General features: G+C 53.0%; 18 protein-coding genes and 1 CRISPR repeat array. Of the genes, 7 read left to right on the top strand and 11 right to left on the bottom strand.

What is annotated here, in order from left to right:
- Positions 1 to 11: 11 nt before the first annotated feature.
- The 4 genes from QOX26_RS01170 (at position 12) to QOX26_RS01155 (ending at position 7,979) form a co-directional block, all read left to right on the top strand.
- A complete protein-coding gene (locus QOX26_RS01170) occupies positions 12 to 6,305 on the top strand; it encodes a peptidoglycan DD-metalloendopeptidase family protein (protein ID WP_283673052.1) in 6,294 nt (2,097 codons plus the stop codon).
- A 14-nt stretch (positions 6,306 to 6,319) separates the two neighbouring features.
- Positions 6,320 to 6,775 carry a phage holin family protein gene (locus tag QOX26_RS01165; RefSeq protein WP_283673051.1) on the top strand — a complete coding sequence of 152 codons (456 nt, stop codon included), beginning with the start codon at positions 6,320 to 6,322 and terminating at the stop codon, positions 6,773 to 6,775.
- 2 nt (positions 6,776 to 6,777) lie between these two features.
- On the top strand, positions 6,778 to 7,548 hold the full coding sequence (locus QOX26_RS01160; protein ID WP_283673050.1) for an N-acetylmuramoyl-L-alanine amidase: 771 nt from the start codon (positions 6,778 to 6,780) through the stop codon (positions 7,546 to 7,548).
- 203 nt (positions 7,549 to 7,751) lie between these two features.
- The gene (locus QOX26_RS01155; protein WP_283673049.1) at positions 7,752 to 7,979 is read left to right on the top strand and encodes a hypothetical protein; all 228 of its coding nucleotides are present in this window, start codon (positions 7,752 to 7,754) and stop codon (positions 7,977 to 7,979) included.
- Positions 7,980 to 8,044: 65 nt separating this feature from the next.
- A CRISPR array of direct repeats spans positions 8,045 to 13,307; the repeat unit is 32 nt; unit sequence ATTTCAACTCACGCACCCGTGAAGGGTGCGAC.
- Positions 13,308 to 13,491: 184 nt separating this feature from the next.
- On the opposite strand, the gene cas2 is transcribed toward QOX26_RS01155, so the two are convergent.
- From cas2 to cas3, 7 genes are read right to left on the bottom strand one after another with little or no spacing between them, the layout of a single operon-like run.
- Positions 13,492 to 13,782, bottom strand: coding sequence for a CRISPR-associated endonuclease Cas2 (cas2, locus tag QOX26_RS01150; protein ID WP_283673048.1), 291 nt, complete (start codon positions 13,780 to 13,782; stop codon positions 13,492 to 13,494).
- A gap of 12 nt (positions 13,783 to 13,794) precedes the next feature.
- Positions 13,795 to 14,826 (bottom strand): type I-C CRISPR-associated endonuclease Cas1c, encoded by a 1,032-nt coding sequence (cas1c, locus tag QOX26_RS01145; protein ID WP_283673047.1) that lies wholly within the window; start codon positions 14,824 to 14,826, stop codon positions 13,795 to 13,797.
- Entirely contained in the window at positions 14,810 to 15,484 is a 675-nt protein-coding gene (cas4, locus tag QOX26_RS01140; protein ID WP_283673046.1) for a CRISPR-associated protein Cas4, read from the bottom strand. The genes cas1c and cas4 overlap by 17 nt, the downstream gene beginning before the upstream one ends.
- Positions 15,474 to 16,310 (bottom strand): type I-C CRISPR-associated protein Cas7/Csd2, encoded by an 837-nt coding sequence (gene cas7c / locus QOX26_RS01135; RefSeq protein WP_283673045.1) that lies wholly within the window; start codon positions 16,308 to 16,310, stop codon positions 15,474 to 15,476. Before cas7c ends, cas4 begins: the two co-directional genes overlap by 11 nt.
- A gap of 2 nt (positions 16,311 to 16,312) precedes the next feature.
- Positions 16,313 to 18,151 carry a type I-C CRISPR-associated protein Cas8c/Csd1 gene (gene cas8c / locus QOX26_RS01130; RefSeq protein ID WP_283673044.1) on the bottom strand — a complete coding sequence of 613 codons (1,839 nt, stop codon included), beginning with the start codon at positions 18,149 to 18,151 and terminating at the stop codon, positions 16,313 to 16,315.
- A gap of 3 nt (positions 18,152 to 18,154) precedes the next feature.
- Positions 18,155 to 18,883 carry a type I-C CRISPR-associated protein Cas5c gene (cas5c, locus tag QOX26_RS01125; RefSeq protein WP_283673043.1) on the bottom strand — a complete coding sequence of 243 codons (729 nt, stop codon included), beginning with the start codon at positions 18,881 to 18,883 and terminating at the stop codon, positions 18,155 to 18,157.
- Positions 18,884 to 18,885: 2 nt separating this feature from the next.
- Entirely contained in the window at positions 18,886 to 21,276 is a 2,391-nt protein-coding gene (gene cas3, locus QOX26_RS01120) for a CRISPR-associated helicase Cas3' (RefSeq protein ID WP_283673042.1), read from the bottom strand.
- A 225-nt stretch (positions 21,277 to 21,501) separates the two neighbouring features.
- Between cas3 and QOX26_RS01115 the strand changes: the two genes are divergently transcribed.
- Positions 21,502 to 23,088, top strand: a complete 1,587-nt coding sequence (locus tag QOX26_RS01115; protein ID WP_283673041.1) for a recombinase family protein — start codon at positions 21,502 to 21,504, stop codon at positions 23,086 to 23,088.
- Here QOX26_RS01115 and QOX26_RS14355 read toward each other — a convergent pair.
- Both QOX26_RS14355 and QOX26_RS01105 read right to left on the bottom strand, forming a co-directional pair.
- Complete coding sequence (locus QOX26_RS14355) at positions 23,012 to 23,176, bottom strand: hypothetical protein (RefSeq protein ID WP_442870199.1); 165 nt, start codon at positions 23,174 to 23,176, stop codon at positions 23,012 to 23,014. The two genes, QOX26_RS01115 and QOX26_RS14355, sit on opposite strands and share 77 nt — an antisense overlap.
- Before the next feature lie 81 nt (positions 23,177 to 23,257).
- Positions 23,258 to 24,688: a recombinase family protein gene (locus tag QOX26_RS01105; protein ID WP_283673040.1), complete on the bottom strand. Its 1,431-nt coding sequence runs from the start codon at positions 24,686 to 24,688 to the stop codon at positions 23,258 to 23,260.
- 102 nt (positions 24,689 to 24,790) lie between these two features.
- On the opposite strand from QOX26_RS01105, the gene QOX26_RS01100 reads away from it, so the two are divergent.
- Positions 24,791 to 25,057: a hypothetical protein gene (locus tag QOX26_RS01100; RefSeq protein ID WP_283673039.1), complete on the top strand. Its 267-nt coding sequence runs from the start codon at positions 24,791 to 24,793 to the stop codon at positions 25,055 to 25,057.
- A 17-nt stretch (positions 25,058 to 25,074) separates the two neighbouring features.
- Here QOX26_RS01100 and QOX26_RS01095 read toward each other — a convergent pair whose 3' ends face one another.
- Together QOX26_RS01095 and QOX26_RS01090 are read right to left on the bottom strand one after the other, a co-directional pair.
- Complete coding sequence (locus QOX26_RS01095) at positions 25,075 to 25,236, bottom strand: DUF6774 domain-containing protein (protein WP_283673038.1); 162 nt, start codon at positions 25,234 to 25,236, stop codon at positions 25,075 to 25,077.
- A gap of 94 nt (positions 25,237 to 25,330) precedes the next feature.
- On the bottom strand, positions 25,331 to 25,489 hold the full coding sequence (locus QOX26_RS01090; protein WP_283673037.1) for a rubredoxin: 159 nt from the start codon (positions 25,487 to 25,489) through the stop codon (positions 25,331 to 25,333).
- 174 nt (positions 25,490 to 25,663) lie between these two features.
- On the opposite strand from QOX26_RS01090, the gene QOX26_RS01085 reads away from it, so the two are divergent.
- A complete protein-coding gene (locus tag QOX26_RS01085; protein WP_283673036.1) occupies positions 25,664 to 26,080 on the top strand; it encodes a putative ABC transporter permease in 417 nt (138 codons plus the stop codon).
- Positions 26,081 to 26,117: the final 37 nt, after the last annotated feature.

Raw genomic sequence — 26,117 nt, 5'->3', positions numbered from 1 at the left:
GAGGTTTTCAAATGGCAAGCGATTATGTGAAACAAAGAGCCGCCGCCGCCGCGAAGCGTATTGATGAACAATACGGCGCAAACGCCTACGGCGGCAGCGCATGGCGGGCAGGAACCGCGAAAAAGCAGAGAACACCGAGACAAACAACAAGCACAGTTCGAACGGTATCCAGCCCGACTTCCTCATATGCGGCGGCATATGATACATATAGGACCAGGCGCACGCGCACCCGCGCACAGGATCGCGGCCGACAACTTGAGAACGAAAAAAAGAAACTTAGTTCAGCTTCTGCATATGCGGCTATTTCTGGTGTAACCGACATGACACAGAAAAAGGCGATTGCAGAAACGAGCAAGGCCGCACAGGAAAAATTCCAAGCTGAGAATAAACCATTTTATCAGGACATGTTTTCACAGGATGAAACATACGTCGATCTTGCAAAGAAGGGGGATGTTGCGGGCGCGGCGGCGAACTTTGTCGGCACAGGGTTGCAGGCGCTGCAATCCCTGTACCTGAATGCGTGGGATGCAGCAGACGCGGCAGCAACGGGGAATAAACCAAAGTTTACTTACAATCTTGATAAGGCGACCTATGATAAAAATGTTGCGAAGCGGCACGGCCGTGAAAAAAGCATTGGCGAGACGATTTCTGACAAAAATGCGGCGGCGGGGCTTGTGTATTCCTTGGCAAATGAAGCCTTGTCAGATCCGACAGAATTTATTGTGGGCGGCAGTTTCAACGATTTGGCTAAAAAAATCGGTTCCGGGAAAGTCGGAACTGCAGCATATGGAACGGCCTTGCAAAAGGGAACGCTTCCGCAAGCGCCGAAAGCCGCCGTACAGGCGGCAGAGAGCGTACAGGATGCGTCAAAACAGGCTGACGCGATAACGGATTCGCTTTCGATTAAAAGCCAGCCTGCGGCATCTGACGCGGCGAAAACGACAGTGCCAACCCAAAAGACACAGACGGTAGACCCGTTTGAACAGGCAGAAAAGCAAATTGCTGCCGCCCGTGCTGCCGCTGAGCAGAAATTAGAGGAAGCAAGGGCAGGATTTCGTCAGTATTATGCCGAGTACCGCAGCACAACCCCGGAAACTCGCCGCGCCGGATTGCTAGAAGATGCGACAGCCGCGAAAAAACAGGTGGAAGCGGCACAAAGCGAGGTTGACCGCATTGCAAAAGCGGCAAACGATTTATCAGCAGAACGAACGGCAACTCTCGCAAGAATGCGCGAAAAAGACTTGATGCAGCAGGCGGCAGCACGTGAAGCTCAACAAACGGCAGAGCGCCTTTCACAAGTGAAGCAGGTAGCGAACAGCATGGACCCGAAGAGCGTGCACCGTGCGGATTTGGACGCCTTGACAGAAATCGGGGAGAATAACCCCATGATTACGGCAATGCGAAGAAATTTCAGGCAAGGGGAAGCGCAGCAAGCGGAGTTGTTTGGACTTTACAAAAGGCTGAATGAAACAGATTCGCTTGATGAAGCTTTGAAAATTGATGAACAAATTAAGGCACTGGAAAAGAAACTGGAAAGTACGAGCGAGACCCTTTCCAGTGCGCAGAAGCGCTTTGCAGAGGGCACAAAGGCCGGGGAGCATTGGACACAGCCGCCGAATGTTACAGATCAAAAATCTAGCGTAGTGGATTCTTTGAACCTTGAGCCGAAAAACGCGCAGGATGTTGGAAGGACTTTGGACGTTGCTTCGTCTGCGCAGGATGGATTCGGCGCGGGGGATCGCGTTTGGGCGGCGGATCGCAACAATTACGGCGTGATTCAGGGAAAGAACGCTTCTGGAACGTATGATGTGCAGTTCATCGACACAGCAACCGGGAAAAGTAAAGTGGTTGAGCTGGACGGAGACACCATTCAGCGGGTAGACGATGCCCGAAAATACAGGTTCTTGGGTGAAGCGGATTTGCCAGAATATCTGCAAACAGGCAAAAAACAATCCACCAGAGCCACAAAAGCGGCCATGGTGGAAAGTGTAGATTTTCCGATTATCAAAACAACGGAGGAAATGAAGGACTTCATTGACGCTTCGGTGAAGGGAGATAATCAAGGAACTATTAAAGCGTTTGGCCGCGTCAATGATCGCTTGGCGAATGCGGTTTATGAAGCATCAGACGGGAAAATAGATATTCGCGGAAGGTATATGGAGTTGGGCGCGGATGATGTAAAGCATTCGTTTGCAGGGCATACCAGTGCGAAGCAAGCCGGGGATATTCCGCTCTCCAAGCAGGACTATTACAGCATTCCCGAATACCTAAATGATTTTGACGATATTCTTCAAATCAAGGTTGGAAAAAACGCGGTTTCATTTCAAGTCGGAAAGCAGATCAACGGGCATTCCATTATTACGGAAATCGTATCCAACGAACGTGGCTCTATCCGCATGAAAAACATGTGGGGAGTAGATACGGAAAAGTATTTGAAACAATACAAGAAAAACAGAGGAGCCGGTAACCGGGTGACAACTCAGCTTGCGCCTGCTGCCCCTAACCCGTCCGCCGGAACATCCTCTGCTACTGATATTTTATCAGACTTGGCAGTCAAAAACAATACGGAAACTGTCGGAAAAAATGCGGAAAATCTGGTTAATTCGATGGATTTACCGATTAAAAACACTGCGGATGCAGAGGAAGTGGGACGGTGGAAGCGCGTTTGGAGCGCAGACGATGCACCGAAGTTAAATGTTGAAGAGGAAGCCGAAAAAGCGAGGGTTGCAGCAAGGCATGTGGATGAAACAGACCCGCGCGAATTGAAGGATGCGAAAGAACTTGTAGATGAAATTGACCCGGATACCGGAATCAAAAGCGGATTTGAAAAGTTACCGGAAAGCGAATTCTGGAAACTAAACAACCCCAGCGGCGCATACAATAAGGACCTTTCGCGGGTGCTTGATTCTGTGGCTGGTAAGGACACAAAATTGCGTGAGGTGTTACGAAATCACATCGAGAAACCAATCATGAACGCGAAAAGCCGGTATGCTCACAACGTAAAGAATAAGCTTGACCAGTATCATGAAGCTGCAAAGGAGCTTGGAATCCGGCAGGGAAGCCGGGAAAGTGCTGCGGTGCAGTGGTATGGCGAGGGATACCGTCGCGTCAAGACGAATGGACATATTGAGGAGGTCGCGTATACGCTGGATGATCTCAAACGAGAGTTTCCGGATTCGTGGCAAAATATTCAGCGGATGGACCAAATCAACAGGCGTGTATATGATGGTTACTTAGAGCAGATCAATGCTTCGCTTTCAAAAATCTATCCAAATGTAGAGGAAAATGCAAAGCACGACCTGAATGTGCTGAAAGCAAAGCGTGACGGGCTGCAAAACAAGGTTCGCGCGATACAAGACGGGTTATTCGCGTCACCGGATGCAGAGTATTCCAGTGATTTAAAACGGCTAATGCAGGATGTGCAGGCGAACGACAAGGAGATCAATCAACTGCAAAAGGCGATTGAATCAGGCGAGATATTCCGTAACAAGCGAGTTTTCGCCAGAAAGGATTATTATCACCATTGGCAGGAAATGGACGATGGACTATCCGCCATCAAAAACATTTTTCAAACGTCTGCCGACATTGACCCGCGTCTAGTAGGTGTATCTGACTGGACAAAGCCGAAGAGTAAGTGGGCTGGATTTATGCAGGCGCGAAAGGGCATTGACAGTACCGAAGATTCAGTGGGCGGTATGGTCAAATACATTCAGGCAGCAGAGTACAAGATCAATATTGATCCGGAAATTGCACGCCTGCGTGTGACGGTACGGGATATTCAAAACGGAACAGCAGATACCAGAAATGCAAACAAATTCATTGAATGGTTAACTGACTACACCAATGATCTTGCCGGGAAAACAAATCCACTCGATCGCGGCGTGCAAAAAACTTTGATCGGCAGACAGGCTATGAAGGGTCTGCGCTGGCTGAACAATCGCGTTAAGGGAAACGCGATAATGGGGAATTTCTCTTCTATGGTTTCACAGGTATACAATTTGCCGAACGTTGCGGGATATGTTAAAAATCCGGCTGATCTTGTGGCAGGTGCTGCCGATGCTGCACGCGTTGGACTAGGTGACAAAAAGATGCAAAACATTCTTTCACAGAGCGGATTTTTAACAGAACGTTATCTGGATCACGCGGTGCGGCAGTTTGATGAAAGTGTTTTGAAAACACCTGAAAAGTTTCTTTCGTGGATGATGGAAATAGGTGATAGAAAGGTAGCTGAAATGTCGTGGTTTGCGGCATATCGTCAGGCACAGAGAAATGGATTGGATAATGCGGTTGACTTTGCGGACGATTTGACACGGCGTGCAATTGCCGGACGTGGTATCGGAGAAATTCCGCTAAATCAAAAATCAGAGATTACAAAGTTATTCGCACCATTTCAAGTGGAAGTAAACAACGCCTATCAAGTATTGAAAGAGAAAGTAAAGCAAAAAGATGCTTTGGCACTGATGGAAATCTTCGGAACGACTTGGGTCATGAATGAAATTCGGAAGAATTTCATAGACGGCCGCGAAACTGGATTCGACCCAGTACATGCGATACAGGAAGTTCATTCCGATATTACAGAGCAGGAAGCCGATGACGGCGAGAAAATGAGCATCAGCAAACAGGCGGCAAAGTACGCCGGACGATTGGCCGGTGAAACTCTTTCAAACATGCCTGCGGGTGACCAGATTGCACGAACCGTACTTGGTCTTGACGAAACAACGGCAAAAAATCTGTTTGGGGAAGGTGATCCAACGCGATTTGGTACTGGTAATATAGGTATTTCGGCACTGACCGCGCCTATTGCAAATCTGGCAACGGGAAAAGATGTTGACTATCTTGAACCGTTGGCAAATGTGCTGATGCCGTTCGGCGGTGCGCAGGCAACCCGCACGCGAAAAGCAGCGGAAGACCTAAATATAATTCCAAAACTACGCGCAAATATTGAGAATGGATTCACGGCAAGGACACAGCCAACAGCGGGAGCATACACGGCTGATAATTCGCGGCTGAAATATCTGATTGATTCCATGGACCCAGTGAACGTGGGAAAGGCGCTGGCTTTTGGCTCTACGGCGACAAAGGAAGGTCAGGCGTACCTGGCAGGCGGAAACAAGATGCTTTCCGAGACAAGCACAATGAATTTCAATGAATTGGTGGGGCTTGGGCATGCGCCAAAGGACACCATGAACGCTATGCGCGTGATTGATTCATTGGAGCCGAAAAAGGAAAACGGGAAAACAGTTGAAACTAAACCGGCTCAGGCACGTGAATTTATTATGTCACTTGATCTCACGACACGTCAAAAGCAGGAACTTGACCGTTACTTAGTAGCCGGTACAAAGCAAAAGGAGGATGGAGGGGGATACGAAAGCAGTATTCCGACTTATGTATCCAAGGGGGAAGTGAAGGCATTTAATGTGTTGGATGAAAAAGTATATCCAAAGGCACAGGCGGCATTTAAAGAGGCTCATATTCCGTATGAAGTTTTCACAAAGGCTTATGAAGATGTAGCGGAAGTGAAACGCAAAAGTAAAAACGGCGAATTGGGGAACCGTCAGGAAGCGGATGCCAAGCGAAGTGTAATTTCAAGTTTGGACTTAACCAAACCGCAGAAGGATGTTCTAAACGATTTGTTGGTATCTGGCCGCATACCAACATCATTTAGAAATTTTTCGGTTGAAGATTTGCCAGAAGCTGCACAGAACAAGTGGCAGAAGGCAAAGCAGGCCGGCTTCACAGAAAGGGAATTCGGCGACGTTTGGCGCACATTGGGCAAGTACAAAAAAACAAAGGATCGTCTTTCGGCGGTCGTTGCACTGGGTTATCCGGAAGCGGATGCAGAGTTCTTTGTTAAGTTATACACAGAAAAAACCGCAACTTCCAGCGGAGATTGGAAATTGCCGGTTACGCCGGGTCAAAATGTGTGGGTTTCTTCCCCATACGGTTCCAGAAGCGCACCCACGGCGGGAGCATCCACGAACCATGAAGCGGTTGACATTGCGGCGAGTGCCGGGGAACCGGTATTTGCGGCGAAGAGCGGCATCGTGACAGCAATAAATAAGCGCGGATATGGTGGAGGATACGGCACATGGGTGCAGGTCGATCACGGTGACGGATACGTGACGCAATACAACCACATGTCGGAAGGCTCTGCTGACGGGCTGAACGTCGGTGATATTGTGAAGGGCGGGCAGGAAGTTGGATTGGTTGGAAGTACCGGGAATAGTTCGGGACCGCACCTTGACTTCAAAATGTGGAAGAATGGACAATCTATTGACCCGTTAACAGAACTTTATGGATATTAAAGGAGAAAGACAACATGGATAAGCTGATGGAAGCTAAATTGTGGTTTACCGGATTCGCCGGGTTGATTGCTTTAAAACTGGGGGCTGCGTTTTGGCCGATCATTATTATGATCGGCTGCTCCCTGTTTGACTACGGAACCGGGCTAATTGCCGCGAAGTTCCGGGGCATGAAAATTGATAGCAATGTAGGTATCAAAGGCATTGTAAAGAAAGTTTGCATGTGGCTGCTGGTGGTTGTGGGCGCGGTGATTGATTGGGTGATTGTATTCATGGGAATGGATTTGCCTGTTTCCTCGCCTGTTGCGGTAATCGTTGCAGTATGGATCATTGCAAATGAACTAATTTCTATTTTGGAAAATCTGCATGACGTAGGTGTGCCTATGCCTGAATTCCTGATGAAAATTGCCGAATTGGTTAAAACAAGTGCAAAAGTGAACGTTCCAGACGCAGTAACGGCAAAGGAGGAATAAGCGTGAAAATACTTATAATTGCGGGGCATGGCGGGAAGCCATATGACCCCGGTGCAAGTGGATGCGGATGCAGGGAAGCTGTTTTAACACGTGAACTTGCGAAGTTGGTGCAGACAGAGCTGCGAAAATATGAAACTGTGGAAGCTGTGCTGTTTGACCAGAGCATAGACGCGTACAAGCATATCAAGAGCGGAGGTGTGCTTCCGCTGGACAGAGTGAATTACGTGCTCGAAATCCATTTTAATGCCTGCGTAGATGATGAGCGCGGCGACGGCCGCACAACGGGAACCGAGATTCTTGTTAAGTCAAATGAACAGAGTATCAATGTTGAGCAGGCGATCGTGAGCAACCTTGCCGCGCTGGGGCTGAAAAATCGTGGTGTGAAACGAAACGATGGGCTATTGGTCATGAACACGGTAAAACGTCTGGGCGTGTCGCATGCCCTTCTAGAAGTGTGCTTCATTGACGATCGCGATGATATGCAGATTTATCTTGCAAATAAAAAGTCTGCCGCGGCTGCTGTTGCAAGTGGAATAGCATCGGGATTCGGACTAAAAAAGGAGGAAAACGACGTGTTTACATATGAACAGTTTAAGGCGTTCATGGATCGCTATGAAAAAGAGCGTGAGGGATTGCCTACGAGCGATTACGCGAGAAAGGCGTGGAAGGCGCTGGCCGATGCGGGGATTACGGACGGAAGCAAGCCGCGTGCACCTTTGTCACGGGAGGATTATGCAGTTATGGAGCAGCGAAAGGGAACGATTGGGAAGTAAAACGGTTGACACTGCAGATGATTTGTGGTATAAAAGAAGCGAATAAGACAAAAAGCCGCGATTTTTCGCGGCTTTTTACTATATATAACTTGCGTGTGCGGGTTCTTCTGTACCTGAATCGCAGATAAAATGATTCAAAGACGATAAAAGCTATCAAGACAAAGGAAGTAATCGCATAGTTTGCATCATAGGAGGCGGATAAGATGGATGATAGGCCAATTTTGATTGCAGTTACCGACAAGCAGAAGATAACCTGCAAGACGCATGCGCAGTTCTGGTTTGCGTATCAAAAGTCTATATTACTTGCGATAAAGGAAAAGGGGACACTGGATGAAATGCAATACCGCAGAGCAGAGAAAAAGCTGGAAATACAGTTCTACGCAGGGCTGAAAGAGATGCAAGAGGCAGATACGTTGAGAGACAAGTTTTAAAAAGCGCGCTGCAGCATATTTAACGGGTTTGCAAAGGAAAGCATAACAAATGAAGCATCTCATCTGTGTCAATTCACGCACCTATGGAGGGTGCGACGCGTGACCGGCGTACATGTGGCAGTGTACGAGGTATTTCAACTCACGCACCCGTGAAGGGTGCGACGCATTGACGTTCCCGGTTTTCATCGTCTCGTCGCGATTTCAACTCACGCACCCGTGAAGGGTGCGACAGTAGCGTGTGAGGAATCACAGGCAGTAACTATTATTTCAACTCACGCACCCGTGAAGGGTGCGACTATTTCCCGCATTCGCGGTACTTGTATCCGTTGCACATTTCAACTCACGCACCCGTGAAGGGTGCGACGATCCTACGCCTCACAGACCGCCACGACTGCTATTATTTCAACTCACGCACCCGTGAAGGGTGCGACCGGTGATGGATACCATCAAGGCGCTGTCCGGCGTGATTTCAACTCACGCACCCGTGAAGGGTGCGACCAGTCCCACACCTGATTCATCAAGCCGATGCCGACATTTCAACTCACGCACCCGTGAAGGGTGCGACCCGTCATGGCCGCGACCGCGGTGTCTTCGCCTTCATTTCAACTCACGCACCCGTGAAGGGTGCGACTACTCAACCGTTACAAACCGCCCTTTCGGGTGGACATTTCAACTCACGCACCCGTGAAGGGTGCGACAATCCAAATCGTCTCCTTGTGCGGTTCGGTAGAACAATTTCAACTCACGCACCCGTGAAGGGTGCGACCAATCGGCATCACCTACGCGATCAAGTTCATCAAATTTCAACTCACGCACCCGTGAAGGGTGCGACATAGACCCCGACCAAGTGCCGGGGATGATACAAATTTCAACTCACGCACCCGTGAAGGGTGCGACGTACGTATCCTAATGACAACGGTCGACGACATCCGAATTTCAACTCACGCACCCGTGAAGGGTGCGACCAAAAAGCGCCCAGGGCAATCCGGACGCTTTTTTATATTTCAACTCACGCACCCGTGAAGGGTGCGACGTTGGTGGCTGATTCATATCAGCTGGGCGGTCATTATTTCAACTCACGCACCCGTGAAGGGTGCGACGGGTGCAAGCAGATATGGGGACATTACCTTTTCCATTTCAACTCACGCACCCGTGAAGGGTGCGACGTCTAAACGGTTACCAGCAGATGTATGAGTATAAATTTCAACTCACGCACCCGTGAAGGGTGCGACGGTCAATGGCAGCACTGTCTATATCGGCACTAAATTTCAACTCACGCACCCGTGAAGGGTGCGACATCAGTGACCGACGGTAAGACCGGACAATTTATTATTTCAACTCACGCACCCGTGAAGGGTGCGACTATGCGGATTTGGATATCAATAAAGATAATAACATTTCAACTCACGCACCCGTGAAGGGTGCGACCCGTCGCCCGCTTGCCCCTTGCGGGGCATCAGCGATTTCAACTCACGCACCCGTGAAGGGTGCGACATGCAATCGACACCGCAAACCGCGCAGCAACATGATTTCAACTCACGCACCCGTGAAGGGTGCGACACAATGCCATATGAGGAGATTGCGGAGCAGTATATTTCAACTCACGCACCCGTGAAGGGTGCGACATATGCGCGACATTCCAGATGTTTTGCAGGTCGGATAATTTCAACTCACGCACCCGTGAAGGGTGCGACGCCGCGCCAATCATCGTCGCAGGATTCGGGATTGATTTCAACTCACGCACCCGTGAAGGGTGCGACCACGGATTATTCGTTGCACCGACAATTATCGAACAATTTCAACTCACGCACCCGTGAAGGGTGCGACGACCGCACCGGGTCTAGCAAACTTCCGGGATACATTTCAACTCACGCACCCGTGAAGGGTGCGACTGCAAGTCATGGCGCTTGAAATGCGGGAAAGCGAGATTTCAACTCACGCACCCGTGAAGGGTGCGACGCTGATGCGCGTAGAGAAGCGCGGAGGGGTGGAATTTCAACTCACGCACCCGTGAAGGGTGCGACCCGCGCACCGCCACAGACCCGCGCATCGCCAGAGACATTTCAACTCACGCACCCGTGAAGGGTGCGACCTCACACTCGGCAATGTGACCGGAAAAGTTTAAATTTCAACTCACGCACCCGTGAAGGGTGCGACATCGTAATATAACACTTGCCTAAAACCTCTGCAATTTCAACTCACGCACCCGTGAAGGGTGCGACTATAGGATGTCCATTGTCTTGCGGGGGAGTAGGTGCATTTCAACTCACGCACCCGTGAAGGGTGCGACGAGCGTGCAAGTATAATCAAGTCATAGCTTACACATTTCAACTCACGCACCCGTGAAGGGTGCGACTATGAATATCTATCAGAAAATGGCTGAGGTTATATTTCAACTCACGCACCCGTGAAGGGTGCGACGGAGGAGGTATCAAAATGCGACTGATTTTATGTATTTCAACTCACGCACCCGTGAAGGGTGCGACCCGCCTGTCTGCCTCCAAAACTCGGCGGATGTTTTATTTCAACTCACGCACCCGTGAAGGGTGCGACTACATTTTCACCGCTGTTTTGCACAAATGCAGTGATTTCAACTCACGCACCCGTGAAGGGTGCGACAAAAATTTCCTCGTATCCACCATCAGCTGCGAACATTTCAACTCACGCACCCGTGAAGGGTGCGACCGGATTACCAACGAGAACATCAATCACGGTATCATTTCAACTCACGCACCCGTGAAGGGTGCGACGTCGCATGGCTACCGTGCGTATCTATGATGCTTAATTTCAACTCACGCACCCGTGAAGGGTGCGACGTAAGATGCCGTAAGCATCGTCTCAACAAGTTCCATTTCAACTCACGCACCCGTGAAGGGTGCGACTCTGGGCATGAATCCTTTGCTGTTTATGCCTTGTGATTTCAACTCACGCACCCGTGAAGGGTGCGACAATCATATGATGCATACACAACAACATGAGCATTATTTCAACTCACGCACCCGTGAAGGGTGCGACATACCTAACATTTCAGCAATTTGTGTTACCATTCAGATTTCAACTCACGCACCCGTGAAGGGTGCGACCCGCCCGCAGCCCTCCCCTACCGACGGATTTTTATTTCAACTCACGCACCCGTGAAGGGTGCGACCATTTGGATAAGATAAAAATTTATAGCTTGGATATTTCAACTCACGCACCCGTGAAGGGTGCGACCGCTGTCTGTGATAGACTGCACCTTATACCGGGTATTTCAACTCACGCACCCGTGAAGGGTGCGACTTCCTTTGTCAGTGTCCGTATATCCCGCCATCGCGATTTCAACTCACGCACCCGTGAAGGGTGCGACTTTCCAACGCCTATATCATCCAAGATGCAATCCATTTCAACTCACGCACCCGTGAAGGGTGCGACCGGTCGCAATTTTGATAATTGTGTCCGGACTAAATTTCAACTCACGCACCCGTGAAGGGTGCGACCAACCGTACCAACTTTGCTGCAAGGCCGTAAGGATTTCAACTCACGCACCCGTGAAGGGTGCGACCTTGTGGGCGCTGTGGCTGGTGTATGGGGTTTGGATTTCAACTCACGCACCCGTGAAGGGTGCGACTTACCATTTCGGGCTGGAGCCAGTGGTGGGAATTATTTCAACTCACGCACCCGTGAAGGGTGCGACGCCCTGTCATATACGGATTTGGTTCTTCCAAAATATTTCAACTCACGCACCCGTGAAGGGTGCGACAGGTGTTTTCTTTTGTCGATGGTGTTGCTGTATGATTTCAACTCACGCACCCGTGAAGGGTGCGACCGGTCATGTGTGCCCCCCCCTTACTTCGTGCGCTATTTCAACTCACGCACCCGTGAAGGGTGCGACGCATCGACACGCAGGTTATTCGACTGGTGGTGTCGATTTCAACTCACGCACCCGTGAAGGGTGCGACTCCCGATCTTAATTGCGCCAAGCTTTTTGCTACATTTCAACTCACGCACCCGTGAAGGGTGCGACGGCACAAGGTCTTCTGCGACAACAGATGTCTCCGATTTCAACTCACGCACCCGTGAAGGGTGCGACGCCCTGTCATATACGGATTTGGTTCTTCCAAAATATTTCAACTCACGCACCCGTGAAGGGTGCGACAGGCCAAACATACAACACGCTTAATGCAAACTACCAATTTCAACTCACGCACCCGTGAAGGGTGCGACACCGTGAAGCCGCAGATGCATCCAAGCTTGCAGCAATTTCAACTCACGCACCCGTGAAGGGTGCGACTCGCTGTCATACACATCGACAGATGCGGACGCATTATTTCAACTCACGCACCCGTGAAGGGTGCGACCAAATTCGCTGTGCGATACGATAAATGCCTTGGAAATTTCAACTCACGCACCCGTGAAGGGTGCGACTCCCCGGCATCGACATCCGGATTTGCCCGGAATATTTCAACTCACGCACCCGTGAAGGGTGCGACGTCATCGCGCCATCGGTTGATTTCGCCGTTGTATTTCAACTCACGCACCCGTGAAGGGTGCGACTCGGTCATGTGTGCCCCCCCCTTACTTCGTGCGCTATTTCAACTCACGCACCCGTGAAGGGTGCGACTTCTGTTGGCTTGACTTTAAATTCGCCGTGAAGGTATTTCAACTCACGCACCCGTGAAGGGTGCGACCTATACATCGAGCCACTTCCCGATAGCATAATGTATTTCAACTCACGCACCCGTGAAGGGTGCGACTCTTGACCATGCGCACGACTAACCGCCAGAACCGCATTTCAACTCACGCACCCGTGAAGGGTGCGACCGCCGATTCCTCAGTCAGAAAGTACACAGAGCAGAATTTCAACTCACGCACCCGTGAAGGGTGCGACTTATGATGATTATAAACAAGCATAACAAATGCATGATTTCAACTCACGCACCCGTGAAGGGTGCGACGCTCAAATGGCAGGATCGCCGCAAACGTCTCTTTATTTCAACTCACGCACCCGTGAAGGGTGCGACCTTGCAGACCGCAGGCGTGCCGATCAATATAGCATTTCAACTCACGCACCCGTGAAGGGTGCGACCTCGCATAGATCAATCATGCACTCAGTCTGTTCCTATTTCAACTCACGCACCCGTGAAGGGTGCGACGCATAGTTTTTTAAGTTCGGACTGTATAGCAGACCATTTCAACTCACGCACCCGTGAAGGGTGCGACGTCTGACTTGTACACATTTCCGTCCCACGCGAAATTTCAACTCACGCACCCGTGAAGGGTGCGACTTATCGACATGGATGGAAATCGACAATATCGCATTTCAACTCACGCACCCGTGAAGGGTGCGACGGCAAAAAACAACAAAACTACACGGGAAGTTTTATCATTTCCTACAACAAAGGGTGAAATTTCTGTTTAAATTTCACCCTTACAATAGATTTATTTATTAAACTCCGAAGCGGACACCCAAATTTTCGGCGGAAACAGGTGCGAACCGGCTGCGGTTTTCATGGCAACTTCCGCTTCGCACCGATTAAATAATTAAAGCTCCCTCCGGCTGATAGGTGTCCTTGGATCCAAATTGTTCGATTTTGGTATCATAGCGGTTGCCAAGATAATAAAACCGAAGGCTATCGCGCTCCTCATCCATGATGGCGCACAGCTTGGCCTGTAACATGCGACATTGCGCCGCGTCCAGCAGACATTCAAAAACAGAGTTTTGCACCCGCTGTCCGTAATTGACGCACTGCTTGGCGATTTGACGCAGACGTTTTCTGCCCGCCGCGTCTTCGGTATTGACATCATACGTAATCAGAACCATCATGACTCTGCTGCCTCACTTCCATAAAAACGGCGGATATGCATCTAAATCACCGCGCAGATATCTGGCGAGCAGCAGGGACTGCATATAAGGAACCAGTCCCCAGGGAAGCTTTTCCTCCAAATAGGGATGGGTGATGGTTTCCTGCATTTTCTCGCGCCAGCTCTTCAGAAAGCTGCGTCGCGCGTCATCGGTTAGCAACACGGCACCGCTTTCCCGCACCATAAAGTCTGAGGCAGATATGACGCGGTTGTTGATGAGCGTCAGCACGAAGCGATCCGCCATGCAGGGCCGCAGTTCCTCCATCAAATCCAGAGCGAGTGACGCACGTCCCGGTCGGTCACGGTGCAGAAAACCCACGTAGGAATCGAGTCCGACAGCCTCGAGCGCGGATGAACAGTCATGCGCAAGCAGGCTGTAAGCGAACGAAAGCAGCGCGTTCATGCGATCGAGCGGCGGACGGCGGCTGCGTTCATGGAAAAAGAAGTCCGTTTTGCTGTTTAAAATCATTTCATCCAACACGCCGAAATAGGCCACAGCGCCCACACCCTCCAACCCCCGCAGCGAATCCATCGAGGTTTCCTCGAGTATGGAAGGCAGAAGAGCTTTTAGTTTGTCGGAAGCCGCGCCCAGCTTTTCATCGCTGATACGCAGTCGATGGTCACGGCGGGTGCGTTCGATGCTCCAACGCGCATTGTAGACTTTTCCGAAGATTGAGCTGCGCGCGACACGGCAGCTTTGCACCGGATCGTCGGCAATGCGGTACTGCGTGCGGCGCAACAGCACGTTTCCATTACTCTCGCCGCAGGTGCGCGCCAGAAATCTGCCGCGCGGCGTGCAGAAGGAAAGTGCAATATTTCGACTCGCGCATGCGCCCATCAGCGCGGGAGATGCGCCCGCATATGAAAAGGAAATGATGCCGGAGAGCATGTGCAGCGGAAAACGTCCTAAGTTCTGTTTTTCCTGATTTACCACAACATTTTCGCCGTCCAGTGTCAGATAAGCGCCCTCGGATGTAACAAACAAGGTGTTAAGAAGATGTTTCATTTGTTTCCTCTAAAGACTGACGGAGGTAGAGGGAAGCCGCGCGTGTCCGCATCAGCTTCGGCAGACAAAGCTCCTTGAGCGAGCATGCGCCGCAGGACTTGGTCGGCTTGACTTTTGGGGTATACCCTCGTCGGTAAAAGTCGTGCATTTCGGTGAGCGCATCCCGCACACTCTGCCGCAGCTCATCGGAAAATTCAACGCCCTGCCTACGGCGCAGTTCGCCGTAATACAGCGCGCCCTGCGGAATTTGACAGCACAGCATTTCCTCCAGACACAGGGCCTGCGCGCACAGCTGTAAGGCATCTCCACTTTGCGAATGCGGCTTGCCGCGCTTGTATTCGACGGGGAAGGGCTGCCAAAGCCCTTCGCGTCCCGCCAGAGGAATACCCTGTGTGCCACGGTGGAATTCAAGCACATCACATTCGCCCGAAATCCCGAGCGTCGCGGAAAAGACATTCATACCGCGCGTGATGATCCGATCGCCGCGGGTCTCCTGAAAGTTCTTGTCGTGCGCGTGCTCGTGCAGCAACGCGCCGTCGGTTGTACGGAAGTTTTCGGCCCACTGGTGTTCGACATGAATCAGCGCCCACTGCTTTCTGCAAAAGCGAAAATGCTGCAGACCGGAAATCTGAAGGAAGTCCTCTTCCTTAAATGCCATCAATGATCTCGCAGGACAGGCCGGGCAGCTCCTCAAGCGCGATGCAGTAATCATCTGCGCTGGAAGGGATTTCAACGCCGTCCTTCGCCGTTATCTTGAGCGAGCGGTGCACCTTGGCGGAGGAGTACTGTCCTACGGCGCAGTTATGCTCCCACCAGTAGACCTGACAGACCTCCATCGAGCCTTCGGGACGGGCGGAGGAAGCATCGTTTTCAAACAGCGTGCGCAGACACTCCTTGATGAGCGCGGCATCTTCTTCGGTAAAACCGCTTTTCTCGGCGAGCTGGACGTTAATGGAGCCCTTGATGACATACAGACCAAAGCGAACCATGTGTTTGGTGCCCATGGTGTCGGACGAGCGCTTATCGGAAGTCTCGCTGTTGACGCTCTTGGTAATCTGAATCGAGTTGATTTCAATGGGAGAAACGCTGACCGCCTGATGAATGGAAACAGGGCCACGCACGCCAACAGAAACACTGTCGGTCTTAAAGGCAAACACCTGACCGAAGGTGCGTACATCCATCCATTGTTCGCAGGCCAGACGGGCATATTCCTCCCGATCCTTGGTTTTGGGCAGCGTTTTGCTCGCGCGGTCGCTCAAGCTTTTGAAACCGTCGTCGCAGCGGTCGTCGGACTGGACAAAAATACGCTGTCCGAGATCCTGTAAGCGGTTGCGGATTTTGCGCTTGATGCACACATCGGAGATTTCGCCGTAGCCGTTGTAGTCGGTGCGCGGGCGGTTGCCATTGAGGGGATCGCCGTTGGAATTGGCCATGTTGACCGAGACCAGAACTGCAAAGTCAATTTTATGATTCAGTACGCTCATTTTCAGTTTCCTCCAGTTGTAACATTGGTGTCAGCGGATTCCTTGGAAGGCTGCTCTTTCTTTCGGGTTAACGCAGTGCGCTGATGATAATAGCCCAGCAGGTAAACGTCGTCCAGTCGGGTGTTGAGGCTGGTGTCCTCTACCGACAGCTTGTCCGTGATTTCCTGCGTAAGCCTGCGGTAATACTGACGGAGACCGGGTGCAAGGCGGCTGTAATAGGGCTTGAGCTGTTCTTCCAGAATGCGCCAGGTATGCATCGGCCGCTGAGAAAAGATGGCCTGCATGCGCATGGCATTGGGCTCGCGCCCCTCCTGCGAATCATAGGTGCTGCGTTCCACCTGCTCGGCGATGGCGAGCAGTCGGCCGTACAGATAGCTGCGGTTTGTGTTGTTTTCGTCCAGTGCCAAAGTCCATTCCTCCTTGTGCTGTTTGTCGTTTTTGTATTTTCGGATCACCGCGCAGGCGGTGGATAGCAGGGTCTCGCGGTTGGTTGGCTTATAGGCCAACGGCTGTCCCGCCCGCACAGTCAGCGCGCGCACGATGTCGGCGGGAATCGGCGTGCGGTCGATGACGCAGTGCAAAAGCTGCTGCACATGTTCGCGCAGCACCCGGCCATCCGCCTCGATGAACGTACCGCGCTCGGTGCCGAAGGCGCACTGTGCAATGCGCTTGAGCGAGGGTGACTGCACGCCGAAATACCGGCTGTCCCAGCAGCAGGTTTGATACCAGCTTTCCAGCCGGTCGAGAAAATCATTGGCCGGCATTTCGCTGTAATACGTAACGGACAGCCGTCCGGTGGTGGCGGCATCAAGCGCTGTGACCACAACGTCATCGGTGCTAGTCAGTGTCTGCCGGTAGCCACCCAGTGTTTCCAACAGCTGTTTTTGGTAATTGGGGAAGTTGATTCGCTGCTCACCCGACGGTTTCATACCGAAAGAGTCGAACGAAGGCAGCGCTTTGCCGTTCGGATTCCACCAGAGAAAGGTGCGGTGGGCCTTGGAATCGCCTATGACAATGCCGTGATTTGCGGCAAGCCAGCGCAGTGCGCTATGCGCCTTCTGCGACGCGGTGTAGCCGATGGTAACGGCCTCCACAGGATTGTTAAATCGACCGCGATAAGTAAAACCGCTGTCATCATTGGAAGAAATCAGTTTCGCGCCAAAGTCTGCCGCGATAATGCCCTTGGGATGGAGCGCGGCGGGCACGTCCTGCTCTCCGGAAATTGCACACAGGCAGCGCGCGATCTCCCCACGCTGCTTACCGTTAAAGCGGATAAACGCGTCAAACAGCGAGGAATCTTCCCAACAGGCGGACGAAGCGTCAGACGGCGGTGGGACGATGCGCCAGCGAACCAGACATTTTGCATATTCGATGCCCTCGATCTTGCCGCCTGCGGGCAGTCCCGCCTCGTTGAGCGTCAAAATACCTGTGGCCGCCAAATCTGACAGAATCGTGTCCCCCTGAATATAGCGGAGCACAGCGCGCACCTTGCTGTGGGAGCAGTCAGATTCCGCCCAGGCGGTCAGCTGTGCCAGATAGGCCGCATGCTTTTCCTCGTCAAAGGAAGCGAGGAACCCCAGTTGATCGCACAGCGGATGCGGTCGGATGACCTTGCCGGCACGGCTGGCGGATTCCTCTGTAACCGGGATAATAGTTTTGGCTTCGCCCTTGGCAAGCGGACGCGCCGATTGAAAGGCGCCGCTGTCGCTGAGGGTGATTTCTATGTGCGCGTTTTGCACCATATGGGATACCGGCGTCAGCGTATCCTGATTTTCAACAGGAATGCCCGCGAGGTGCGCCTGCGTCTCGTAGGTGCGGTAAGCTGCTTGCAGAAGTCCCACGTATCATTCCTCCTCGTGCTCAAATTCTAAAAGTCCCGAAAAGTTGCTCAGGGATGGACTGAACGGCGTCATGGGCATTTCCCGTGCCGTATGCAGGATGGGGCACGACTCGGGCGGCAAAAATTCAATCACGCCCCGCTCCATCACGGGATACCAGTAGCGAGTCGTCATTTTACCCTGCGTATCCAAGGAATACGCTTCATCGGCATAGGTGATACCGTGGTACATCAGGCCGAAGGCGAGGGAAGAAATATCGTCATAGCAACTCGTGCCCTCGCCAAACACGCAGGGTTCTACATAGCCTTGACATTCCCGCGTGCCCAGAAAGATATCTCTCCGACCGCCTCTGTCGATCATCCGGCGGGCAATGTTGTGGTGCTTGTGCTCATTGCGATCGGCCGCAAGCTCGGGACGGTTCTCGTTCCAGATAAAGTGCGCGCGCACCTGATAGCGGCAGTCCTTGAGATAGGTGTAGTAGGACAAATCGTTGCCGCCGCTGTATTTAATCGGTCGAATGCCTTTGACTTCGGTTTGGATGGGATTCATAATCCGCACCGCGTCAATGACCCAGACAAAGGTCGGCTTCCAGTAGACAGAGGAGAGGATTCCCTTGAGCGCTTCATAGGTTGGTACCTGCAGAGAGCATTTTTCGCCGCCAACCCGCATAATCGGGTCGGAAAAAAGCGCATAGCTGCCGGTGACCTCAAATTCCACCGTGTTTCTATGTTCCATTATCATACCTCCAGAAAGAGTGATTCACTGCCCTTGATGGTCACGCCGGTTTCCAAACTGTAAAACGGCGGCTGAACCGCGAAGACCGTGTTGCCGCATAGGGGAAGAAGTCCGCCGCACGCCTGCAGCTGCTTGAGCTGATACTCGAAAAGCGAAACGGAATAGTGTTTTGCCTGATCGAGCAGCGACTTGCGATAAAGAAGGTCATGCTGTGCTTTGGCGGAGTTCAGGGCGGTAATGAGTTCCGTTCCCGCATCAAAAGGGACTAAAACGTCTGTTGTGCTGTTGTCAAAGACCTTGAATGCCTCACCGGCGGTGCGAAAGGCTTGCCCGAGCAGATGAGCAGGGGGCGGCGCGTTGCTTTTGAGGCGGAAATCGCTGTTCAGGGACAGCATTTGAAACAGCGTAGTCTTATGCTGGGGAACCGGATAGTCCTGCGCGAGACGCGGCATGTTAAAAAACAGCCGACGATAGTAGTACGTGATGGCCGAATCGGACTGCAAATCGTTTTGATAGGCGGCGCTGTTCTGCCGGAAGCTTCCCAGCAGCTCTTCCGACGCATCCTGCGCCTGCTGAATCTCGCGCAGATGGGTCAGTGTTTCGCCCTGTAGCTTGACGATAAACACCGGGCGCAGCGCACCGTATTCACCGCTGCGGTTGCAGCGTCCGGCGGCCTGCACAACATTGTCCATGCCGGCAAACAGCCGAATCACGCAGCCGAAGGAAAAGTCCACACCCGCTTCGACCAGCTGCGTAGAGACGCAGACCACAGGAGTGCGCTGCTCAAGGTAGGCATTGATTTGTTCGAGCGATAGAATGCGGTGCGCCATGCACATGGCTGTGGACAAATGAAAAACCTGTGCATCGGCGTGGCGCAGCTGCTCATACATAGTAGCGGCCTGCGCCTTGGTATTGCAGATGAGCAGCAGACTGCCGGCTTCCGTCAGCTGTTCCAGAGCAAAGTCAGCCAGGGTTTCGGGCGTGTAGCTGCCGGTTTGGCACTGATCGACAATCTCGGTGCGGCGGAAGGGTGTCCAGAGCGCGGGATCATAGGGAATCAAATCGTGCGGCTTGAGCAAGGGATGCACGGCTGTCTCCAAACAGGGCTGCGTGGCAGAACACAGGATGACAGTCGCCCCACACATGCCCGACAGAAAATTGACCGCCAGATTAAACGGAGAGAGCATATGACGGGGAACAGACTGTATTTCATCCAGAACAATCACACTGTTGCACAGCGCGTGCATGCGGCGGATACACGCGTTGCCGCCGTCAAACAGGGTGTTGAGAAACTGCACAAGCGTGGTGATGACCACGGGTGCGTGCCAGTTTTCCGTCAGCAGCTCGTTGTAATCCAGTTCGTCGACCGTGTTTTCCTCCCGCACGACGTTGGAATGATGCTCAAGCACCAGACTGTCGTCCTCCAGATAGGTGCGGATGACGTGCGCGTTCTGTTCCAAAACGGAAAGCAGGGGGGTGAGGAAAAAGATGCGCTGCTTGCCGTGCGCCGCGGCGTGTGCGAGTGCCGCGCGCAGACTTGCCAGTGTCTTGCCGCCACCGGTGGGGACAGACAGACGGTAGATGCCGCATTCCCGCGCGGAAAAGGCACGGCATTGCTCGGAAATGGCCCACCGTGCCTGATCTATCGGCCGGTCGGCAGGGAATTGGGACAGCCTGCGCTCAACCGCTTTAAGCCGCGCATCCCAGATGGGGCGCATGTCCTCCGGCGGGGATGGGAACGGCATATCGCACATAAATTCGGCGGTATCCTGCCTGTCCGCATCAATTAAAGCGGACAAAAGCAGTCGGCTCAGTAGAAAAAAGCAAAAAAACAACTCGTCCTGCGTTTGGCAGACGGTTTTGCACTGAGAAACAGCATGTTCGATTTCTGAAACAGATGCATCGAACAGCGCATCCAATTCGGTCTGCTCCGCGCATTCCGAGAGAAAATTGGCCTTTACTTCCTCGTAAAATATGTTCTGCGCCTGCGTGCGGTGTGCAAAGCCATCCTGCCCCTCCGGGTCGACGCTGTCAAACTGTCCGTGGTGCGAACCGGCGGCAAAGGCAAGCATTTCGCAGGCGAGGTTGCGATAGGAAGAAGCGGCGGGATCGGCATACCGCTCAAGCAGCAGGCGAACGCCGGCAAAGGTGTGGTTGACGCTGCCGCGGCGCACCGCCTCACCGCGGGCAGCCCGAGTGATATAATTGGAAAAGGCTGCCGTAAATTTGCCGCTGTCGTGCACGAGTCCCGCGAGCCGTCCGGTGCTGCTCAGCCCCGGCTGCCGCAGCGCGTTGGAGCAGTAGGCGGAAACGTTGCGGCAATGCTCGGTTACGGTCTGTATTTGGGGTTCATCGGCATCCGTCATGCGGATATGGGCGGGGAACTGTATCATTAGTTTCATCTCCTATCTGAGTGCTTAACAGTAGGATAACAAAGAAGGTGTACCATAAAACGGATAATGGAAATACGTCCTATAAATTCCTTATTGTTATATATATTACAGGATTGTGAAGTGAAAGGCAATACCGATATGGTAAATATTTACCTTTTTCGACAAGGACATCAGGAAAGCGAGGCAGGCCTGCCGCATAGCCTATCAACAAGGGGGGTGCTTTGCATGATTCGAGTTGCGTCCTATTGCCGGGTTTCGACCGATCAGGAGGATCAGGCGAACTCCTTTGCAAGTCAGCAGCGTTATTTTCGGGAGTATATTGGCCGCCAACCCGACTGGCAGCTGCATGAAATTTATGCGGATGAGGGCGTCACCGGCACATCTACCCGCAAGCGGGCAGCGTTTAACCGCATGATTCATGACGCGCATTTGGGGCGATTCAGCCTGATTTTGACCAAAGAGGTCAGCCGTTTTTCACGCAATATTCTGGATACGATTTCGTTTACCCGCGAACTCAAGGCACTGGGCGTAGGCGTGCTGTTTCTGAACGATGGCATCAATACGCTGGATCCCGATGCGGAGCTGCGGCTTTCCATCATGGGCTCAATCGCGCAGGAGGAGAGCCGCAAAACCTCGTCCCGCGTGAAATGGGGGCAGACCCGCCGCATGGAGCAGGGGGTGGTGTTTGGACGATCAATGCTCGGTTATGATGTGAAGGATGGGTGCATGACGGTGAATCCGGCGGGGGCGGAGATTGTGCGGCGCATTTTTCATCAATACGGGGTGGAGAAAAAGGGAGTATCGGTCATTGCACGGGAGCTGCGGGAGCAGGGCATTCGTACTTACAGCGGCGGCGTCAAATGGTCGGCCAGTCAGATTGTAAAAATGCTGAAAAACGAGAAGTATGCGGGCGATTTGGTGCAGAAAAAGACCATTACACCGGATTACCTGTCCCACGATAAAAAGTATAATCATGGTGAGGAGCAGCTCGTGGTGATTCCGAATCACCATGAACCGATTGTGGATCGGACGTTGTGGAATCTGGTGCAGTCCGAGCTGAAGCAGCGCAATCGGCGCGGAGAATACGGAGAGGGACACAGCAGACGCTATGTGTTTTCCGGCAAGATTCAATGCGGCGAGTGCGGTGCAAGCTTTGTTTCCAGAACCAAAAAGCGTGCGGATGGGACGCCGGGCAGACGATGGGGCTGCTATACCGCCGCGACCGAGGGGCGCAGAAGGCAGGATGCGCAGGGGAATGAAATTGGCTGCGCGGTCGGCAGGCAGCTGCGGGATGAGCGCGCGATGGAAATGCTCCAAACCGTGCTCAGGTCGCTTCCGATGGACACGGAGCAAATGATCCATAGAGTGACGGCACTCGTTATCGAAGCCGCCTCTGTCGGTGAACAGGCGGCGGCAGACAGCACAGACCGGCTCGAAAGCGAGCGAGAGAAGCTGACGGCGAAAAAGGAAGCGGCACTGGATGCCTTTGTTTCGCATTCCCTTACGGCGGAGGAAATGCGGCTGCTCAATGACCGCTATGATCGGGAGCTGAAGGTGGTGCAGGAGCGGCTCGATGCGGTGCGCGGGCGGCAGAGCGCCGCATGGGATGCGGTCGGTCAGGCGGAGCGCGTGCGGCAGCAGGTGACGGACATCATCACCTGCGCCGAGCAGAGTGAACTGTTCTGCAAAAACCTGCTTGATAAAATGGTGGTTTACGGGGACGGCAGAGTTGAAATTAGCCTAAACGGATTGTCCCGCAAATGGATTTTTGTGCAGCGCAAGCCGGCGCAGAAAACAAAGCCCCCATTCTGACCCATAACAACGCTTCGGTACCTACGTCGGTCAGAATACCCTTGCATTCCTTGTAGGGCATCGTATAGCGCTGATTGAGATAGCGCATTGCCGCGCCTACCTCACCATCGGGACCGCCAAATGACAAAAGGAGACAGTTGGGCGCAGCGGCCGAACTGTCTCCTCTTTTTTATATGTAATACTGAATGGAAAACGAATTGTGCGTGCGGTCAAACACGATTTTGCGAACAAAGCTGCGCAGAGCAATATTTTGCTCCTCTGCGCAGGCCGAGCGGTCCTGCACGGTTTTGCGTGCCTGTGCGAGTGCGGCGCGTTCCGCATGCTGCATTTCGCGCTCCAACTGCTCAATTTGTGCGGTGATACGCGCTTTGCCCGCTTGATATTCGGCAAGCGTGTCAATGCCGGACTCATAAGCCATGCGGATGCGCCGAAGCTTGCCCCATTCACGCGCAAGCTGATGCGAGAGCAGATCATCCTCCGGTGTACTGCGTGAGGGCGTTTGGTCGGGAACGGTAATCGTAACCTCCTGTCCCGCAAAATCCCGCTCGATTTGTTCCAGTACGGCGCTCGTCAGTAAGCTGATGCGCACCGAGTGCGAAACCGTACACCGCCCTTTGGCATAGTTATGGCATTGCAGGCTTTCGCCGCGCACCGCCTGTGTCAGCGTACCGCCGCAGGCGCTGCATTTGACCAAACCCTTTAAGAGAAAGGCGGAGCCTGCCGTGCGGCTGTATGGGGCGTAGAGCCGCTTTTGCTCATCAAGCCTGCGCTGTACCGCCTGATAGACGGATAAATCAACGAGCGGTTCGTGTCGGCTGTCAACGGTCAGCGTATCGGGATTGTGCTGGCCGCGCGGAACGCGTCCCGTGGGGGTAAAGCGCACTTTGCCGATGTAGACCGGATTGCGCAGGATGTATTCCACCTGCCGGCTGTCAAAGGCGTTGCCGAACCGGGTGCACACGCCCATGGCGGAGACTTCCCTGGCGATTCGCAGCAGCGGGATACCGGCAAGATAGTCCGCGAAGATTTTGCGCACGACGGGTGCGGCAGCCGTATCGGGCACATACTGCCCGCGCTCAATGCGATAGCCAAAGGGCGCGTAGGTGTTGTACTTGCCCTGCTCCGCACGCTGCGTCATCCCGCGGCGCACCTCTTCCGCGAGGTTGATGCTGTAATATTCGTCCATGGCTTCAATCATGGCCTCAATGAGAACAGACAGTTTATCGTCCCCGATGTTTTCGCTGACGGATATGACCTCGATGCCAAGCTGCTTGCGGAGCATGGATTTATAGACGATACTGTCCTCACGCGAACGGGCGAAGCGGCTGAATTTCCAGAGCAGAACGACATCAAACGGGCGCGGGCGGCATTTGGCGGTGCCAATCAGCGCCTGAAAGGCGGGACGCTTGTCTGCCGTGCGGCCGGAAATGCCTTCGTCCATAAAAATAAAGGACTCCGGCAGCTCCATGTCGTTTGCATCGGCATAGCTGCGGATTTTGGCAAGCTGGCTGTCCGGCGAATACTCCAGCTGATCGTCAGTCGATACGCGGATATAGGCGGCTGCCACACGCCGGTTGCTGGCGGGGGCTGTTTTTGTCATTCTGTAATCCCCTCCTAATGGCACGGAATGATGGTCAAGCCTGTGCGAATACAGTAAGGTAACAGCATTATGCGGTATTACACGAAACAGAGGTGAGGTGCAATGGCACAAAAACTATCCGGCCGCAGCGAACTGCTCCTGCCGGACGGTACGGTAACGCCCCTGCGGGCGCAGGACGGCAGCCTGCAGCTGCCCGCAGAGGAGTGGGCGCGCTGCAGATCCATGCTGCTCGAGCGGGTGGGGCATCAGGTCGGCGCGCGTATCGCGCAGGATTCCGCCCGCGCGGCGGCATTTGGCTCCACGCAGGGAGAGCGAGAAAGAACCCTCTCCCTGCGTGAGCTGCTCGGCGCGACGGACAAGGCAAAATAATACCGCCGCCGAACGGCTCAGGTATTTTCCGAAGCGCCGCGCTGCGTGGATAGTGTTGTCAGCGTATCCCCGAGCTGTGTAAACAAAATACCGAGCAGCGCGGTGTCCGACACCGTGTTGGCGTTCGAGATGGCGATAGCGAGCGCAGTCACTGCTGCAGCAAGTTGATTGGCATCCATAAAATCACCCCATACAGGGTATGCGGGATGGATGAACGGTTAGACGATGCGCGGCAAAACAAAACCGCCCTTTGAAAAAGGGCGGAGCGGGCAATCACTGCTTTTGAAAACGGTCTTTTCCGGCGTGGCAGACCGGACAGTCCCAATCTTCGGGCACATCCTCCCAGCGGGTAGAGGGTGCAACGCCGCGGCGGGGGTCACCGGTTTTTTCATCGTAAATATAGCGGCATATTTCACAAACATACTTTTTCACCGCAATCACCTCCCTGCAGCTAGTATGAGAGGAAGCATCGGATATGATGCACGGAGCGGATTTATCCACATGCTGTGGACAAAATATGCCGCGTTCACCGCATAAGAGACGAGGGGCGGCATATGGTAGCCATATGAGAACACGAACGGAAAATCTGGCGGAGGTGGTGTGAAAATGCGCAAATTTCTCGTTCATGGCGTGTTAGGACTCCTTGGCGGACTTATTTACCTAGGCATTGAATTTGCGTGGCGCGGTCATTCCCACTGGACGATGTTCCTGTTGGGCGGCGTGTGCTTTGTCCTCATCGGCATCATCAACGAAGTGCTGCCTGCCGATACGCCGCTGATAGAGCAAATGCTGTTCGGCGCGCTGATTGTGACGATCGCTGAGCTGATGCTCGGGCTGGTGCTCAACCGGTGGCTCGGCCTGGCAATCTGGGATTACAGCCGGATGCCGTGCAACCTGTGGGGGCAGGTATGCGTGCCGTATGCGGCCCTGTGGTTTTTGCTGAGCGCTCCGGCGGTCATTCTGGAGGATTATATGCACTACTGGTGGTTTGACGGAAAAAAACCGCACTATCGAATTGCATAGGTTGACCGAATGGGGGTGATTTTCCACATGGATGCGC

This window comes from Butyricicoccus sp. Marseille-Q5471 (genome assembly GCF_951230135.1).
In the GTDB taxonomy this organism is placed as follows: domain Bacteria; phylum Bacillota; class Clostridia; order Oscillospirales; family Butyricicoccaceae; genus Agathobaculum.
The sequence above is the reverse complement of the archived record's forward strand: the minus strand, read 5'-3'. Positions and strand labels throughout refer to the sequence as shown.

Coding starts and splice junctions, on each gene's coding strand:
- QOX26_RS01170 (WP_283673052.1), top strand. CDS start 12: ATGGCAAGCGATTATGTGAAACAAAGAGCCGCCGCCGCCGCGAAGCGT.
- QOX26_RS01165 (WP_283673051.1), top strand. CDS start 6,320: ATGGATAAGCTGATGGAAGCTAAATTGTGGTTTACCGGATTCGCCGGG.
- QOX26_RS01155 (WP_283673049.1), top strand. CDS start 7,752: ATGGATGATAGGCCAATTTTGATTGCAGTTACCGACAAGCAGAAGATA.
- cas2 (WP_283673048.1), bottom strand. CDS start 13,782: ATGATGGTTCTGATTACGTATGATGTCAATACCGAAGACGCGGCGGGC.
- cas1c (WP_283673047.1), bottom strand. CDS start 14,826: ATGAAACATCTTCTTAACACCTTGTTTGTTACATCCGAGGGCGCTTAT.
- cas4 (WP_283673046.1), bottom strand. CDS start 15,484: ATGGCATTTAAGGAAGAGGACTTCCTTCAGATTTCCGGTCTGCAGCAT.
- cas7c (WP_283673045.1), bottom strand. CDS start 16,310: ATGAGCGTACTGAATCATAAAATTGACTTTGCAGTTCTGGTCTCGGTC.
- cas5c (WP_283673043.1), bottom strand. CDS start 18,883: ATGGAACATAGAAACACGGTGGAATTTGAGGTCACCGGCAGCTATGCG.
- cas3 (WP_283673042.1), bottom strand. CDS start 21,276: ATGATACAGTTCCCCGCCCATATCCGCATGACGGATGCCGATGAACCC.
- QOX26_RS01115 (WP_283673041.1), top strand. CDS start 21,502: ATGATTCGAGTTGCGTCCTATTGCCGGGTTTCGACCGATCAGGAGGAT.
- QOX26_RS14355 (WP_442870199.1), bottom strand. CDS start 23,176: ATGCGCTATCTCAATCAGCGCTATACGATGCCCTACAAGGAATGCAAG.
- QOX26_RS01105 (WP_283673040.1), bottom strand. CDS start 24,688: ATGACAAAAACAGCCCCCGCCAGCAACCGGCGTGTGGCAGCCGCCTAT.
- QOX26_RS01100 (WP_283673039.1), top strand. CDS start 24,791: ATGGCACAAAAACTATCCGGCCGCAGCGAACTGCTCCTGCCGGACGGT.
- QOX26_RS01095 (WP_283673038.1), bottom strand. CDS start 25,236: ATGGATGCCAATCAACTTGCTGCAGCAGTGACTGCGCTCGCTATCGCC.
- QOX26_RS01085 (WP_283673036.1), top strand. CDS start 25,664: ATGCGCAAATTTCTCGTTCATGGCGTGTTAGGACTCCTTGGCGGACTT.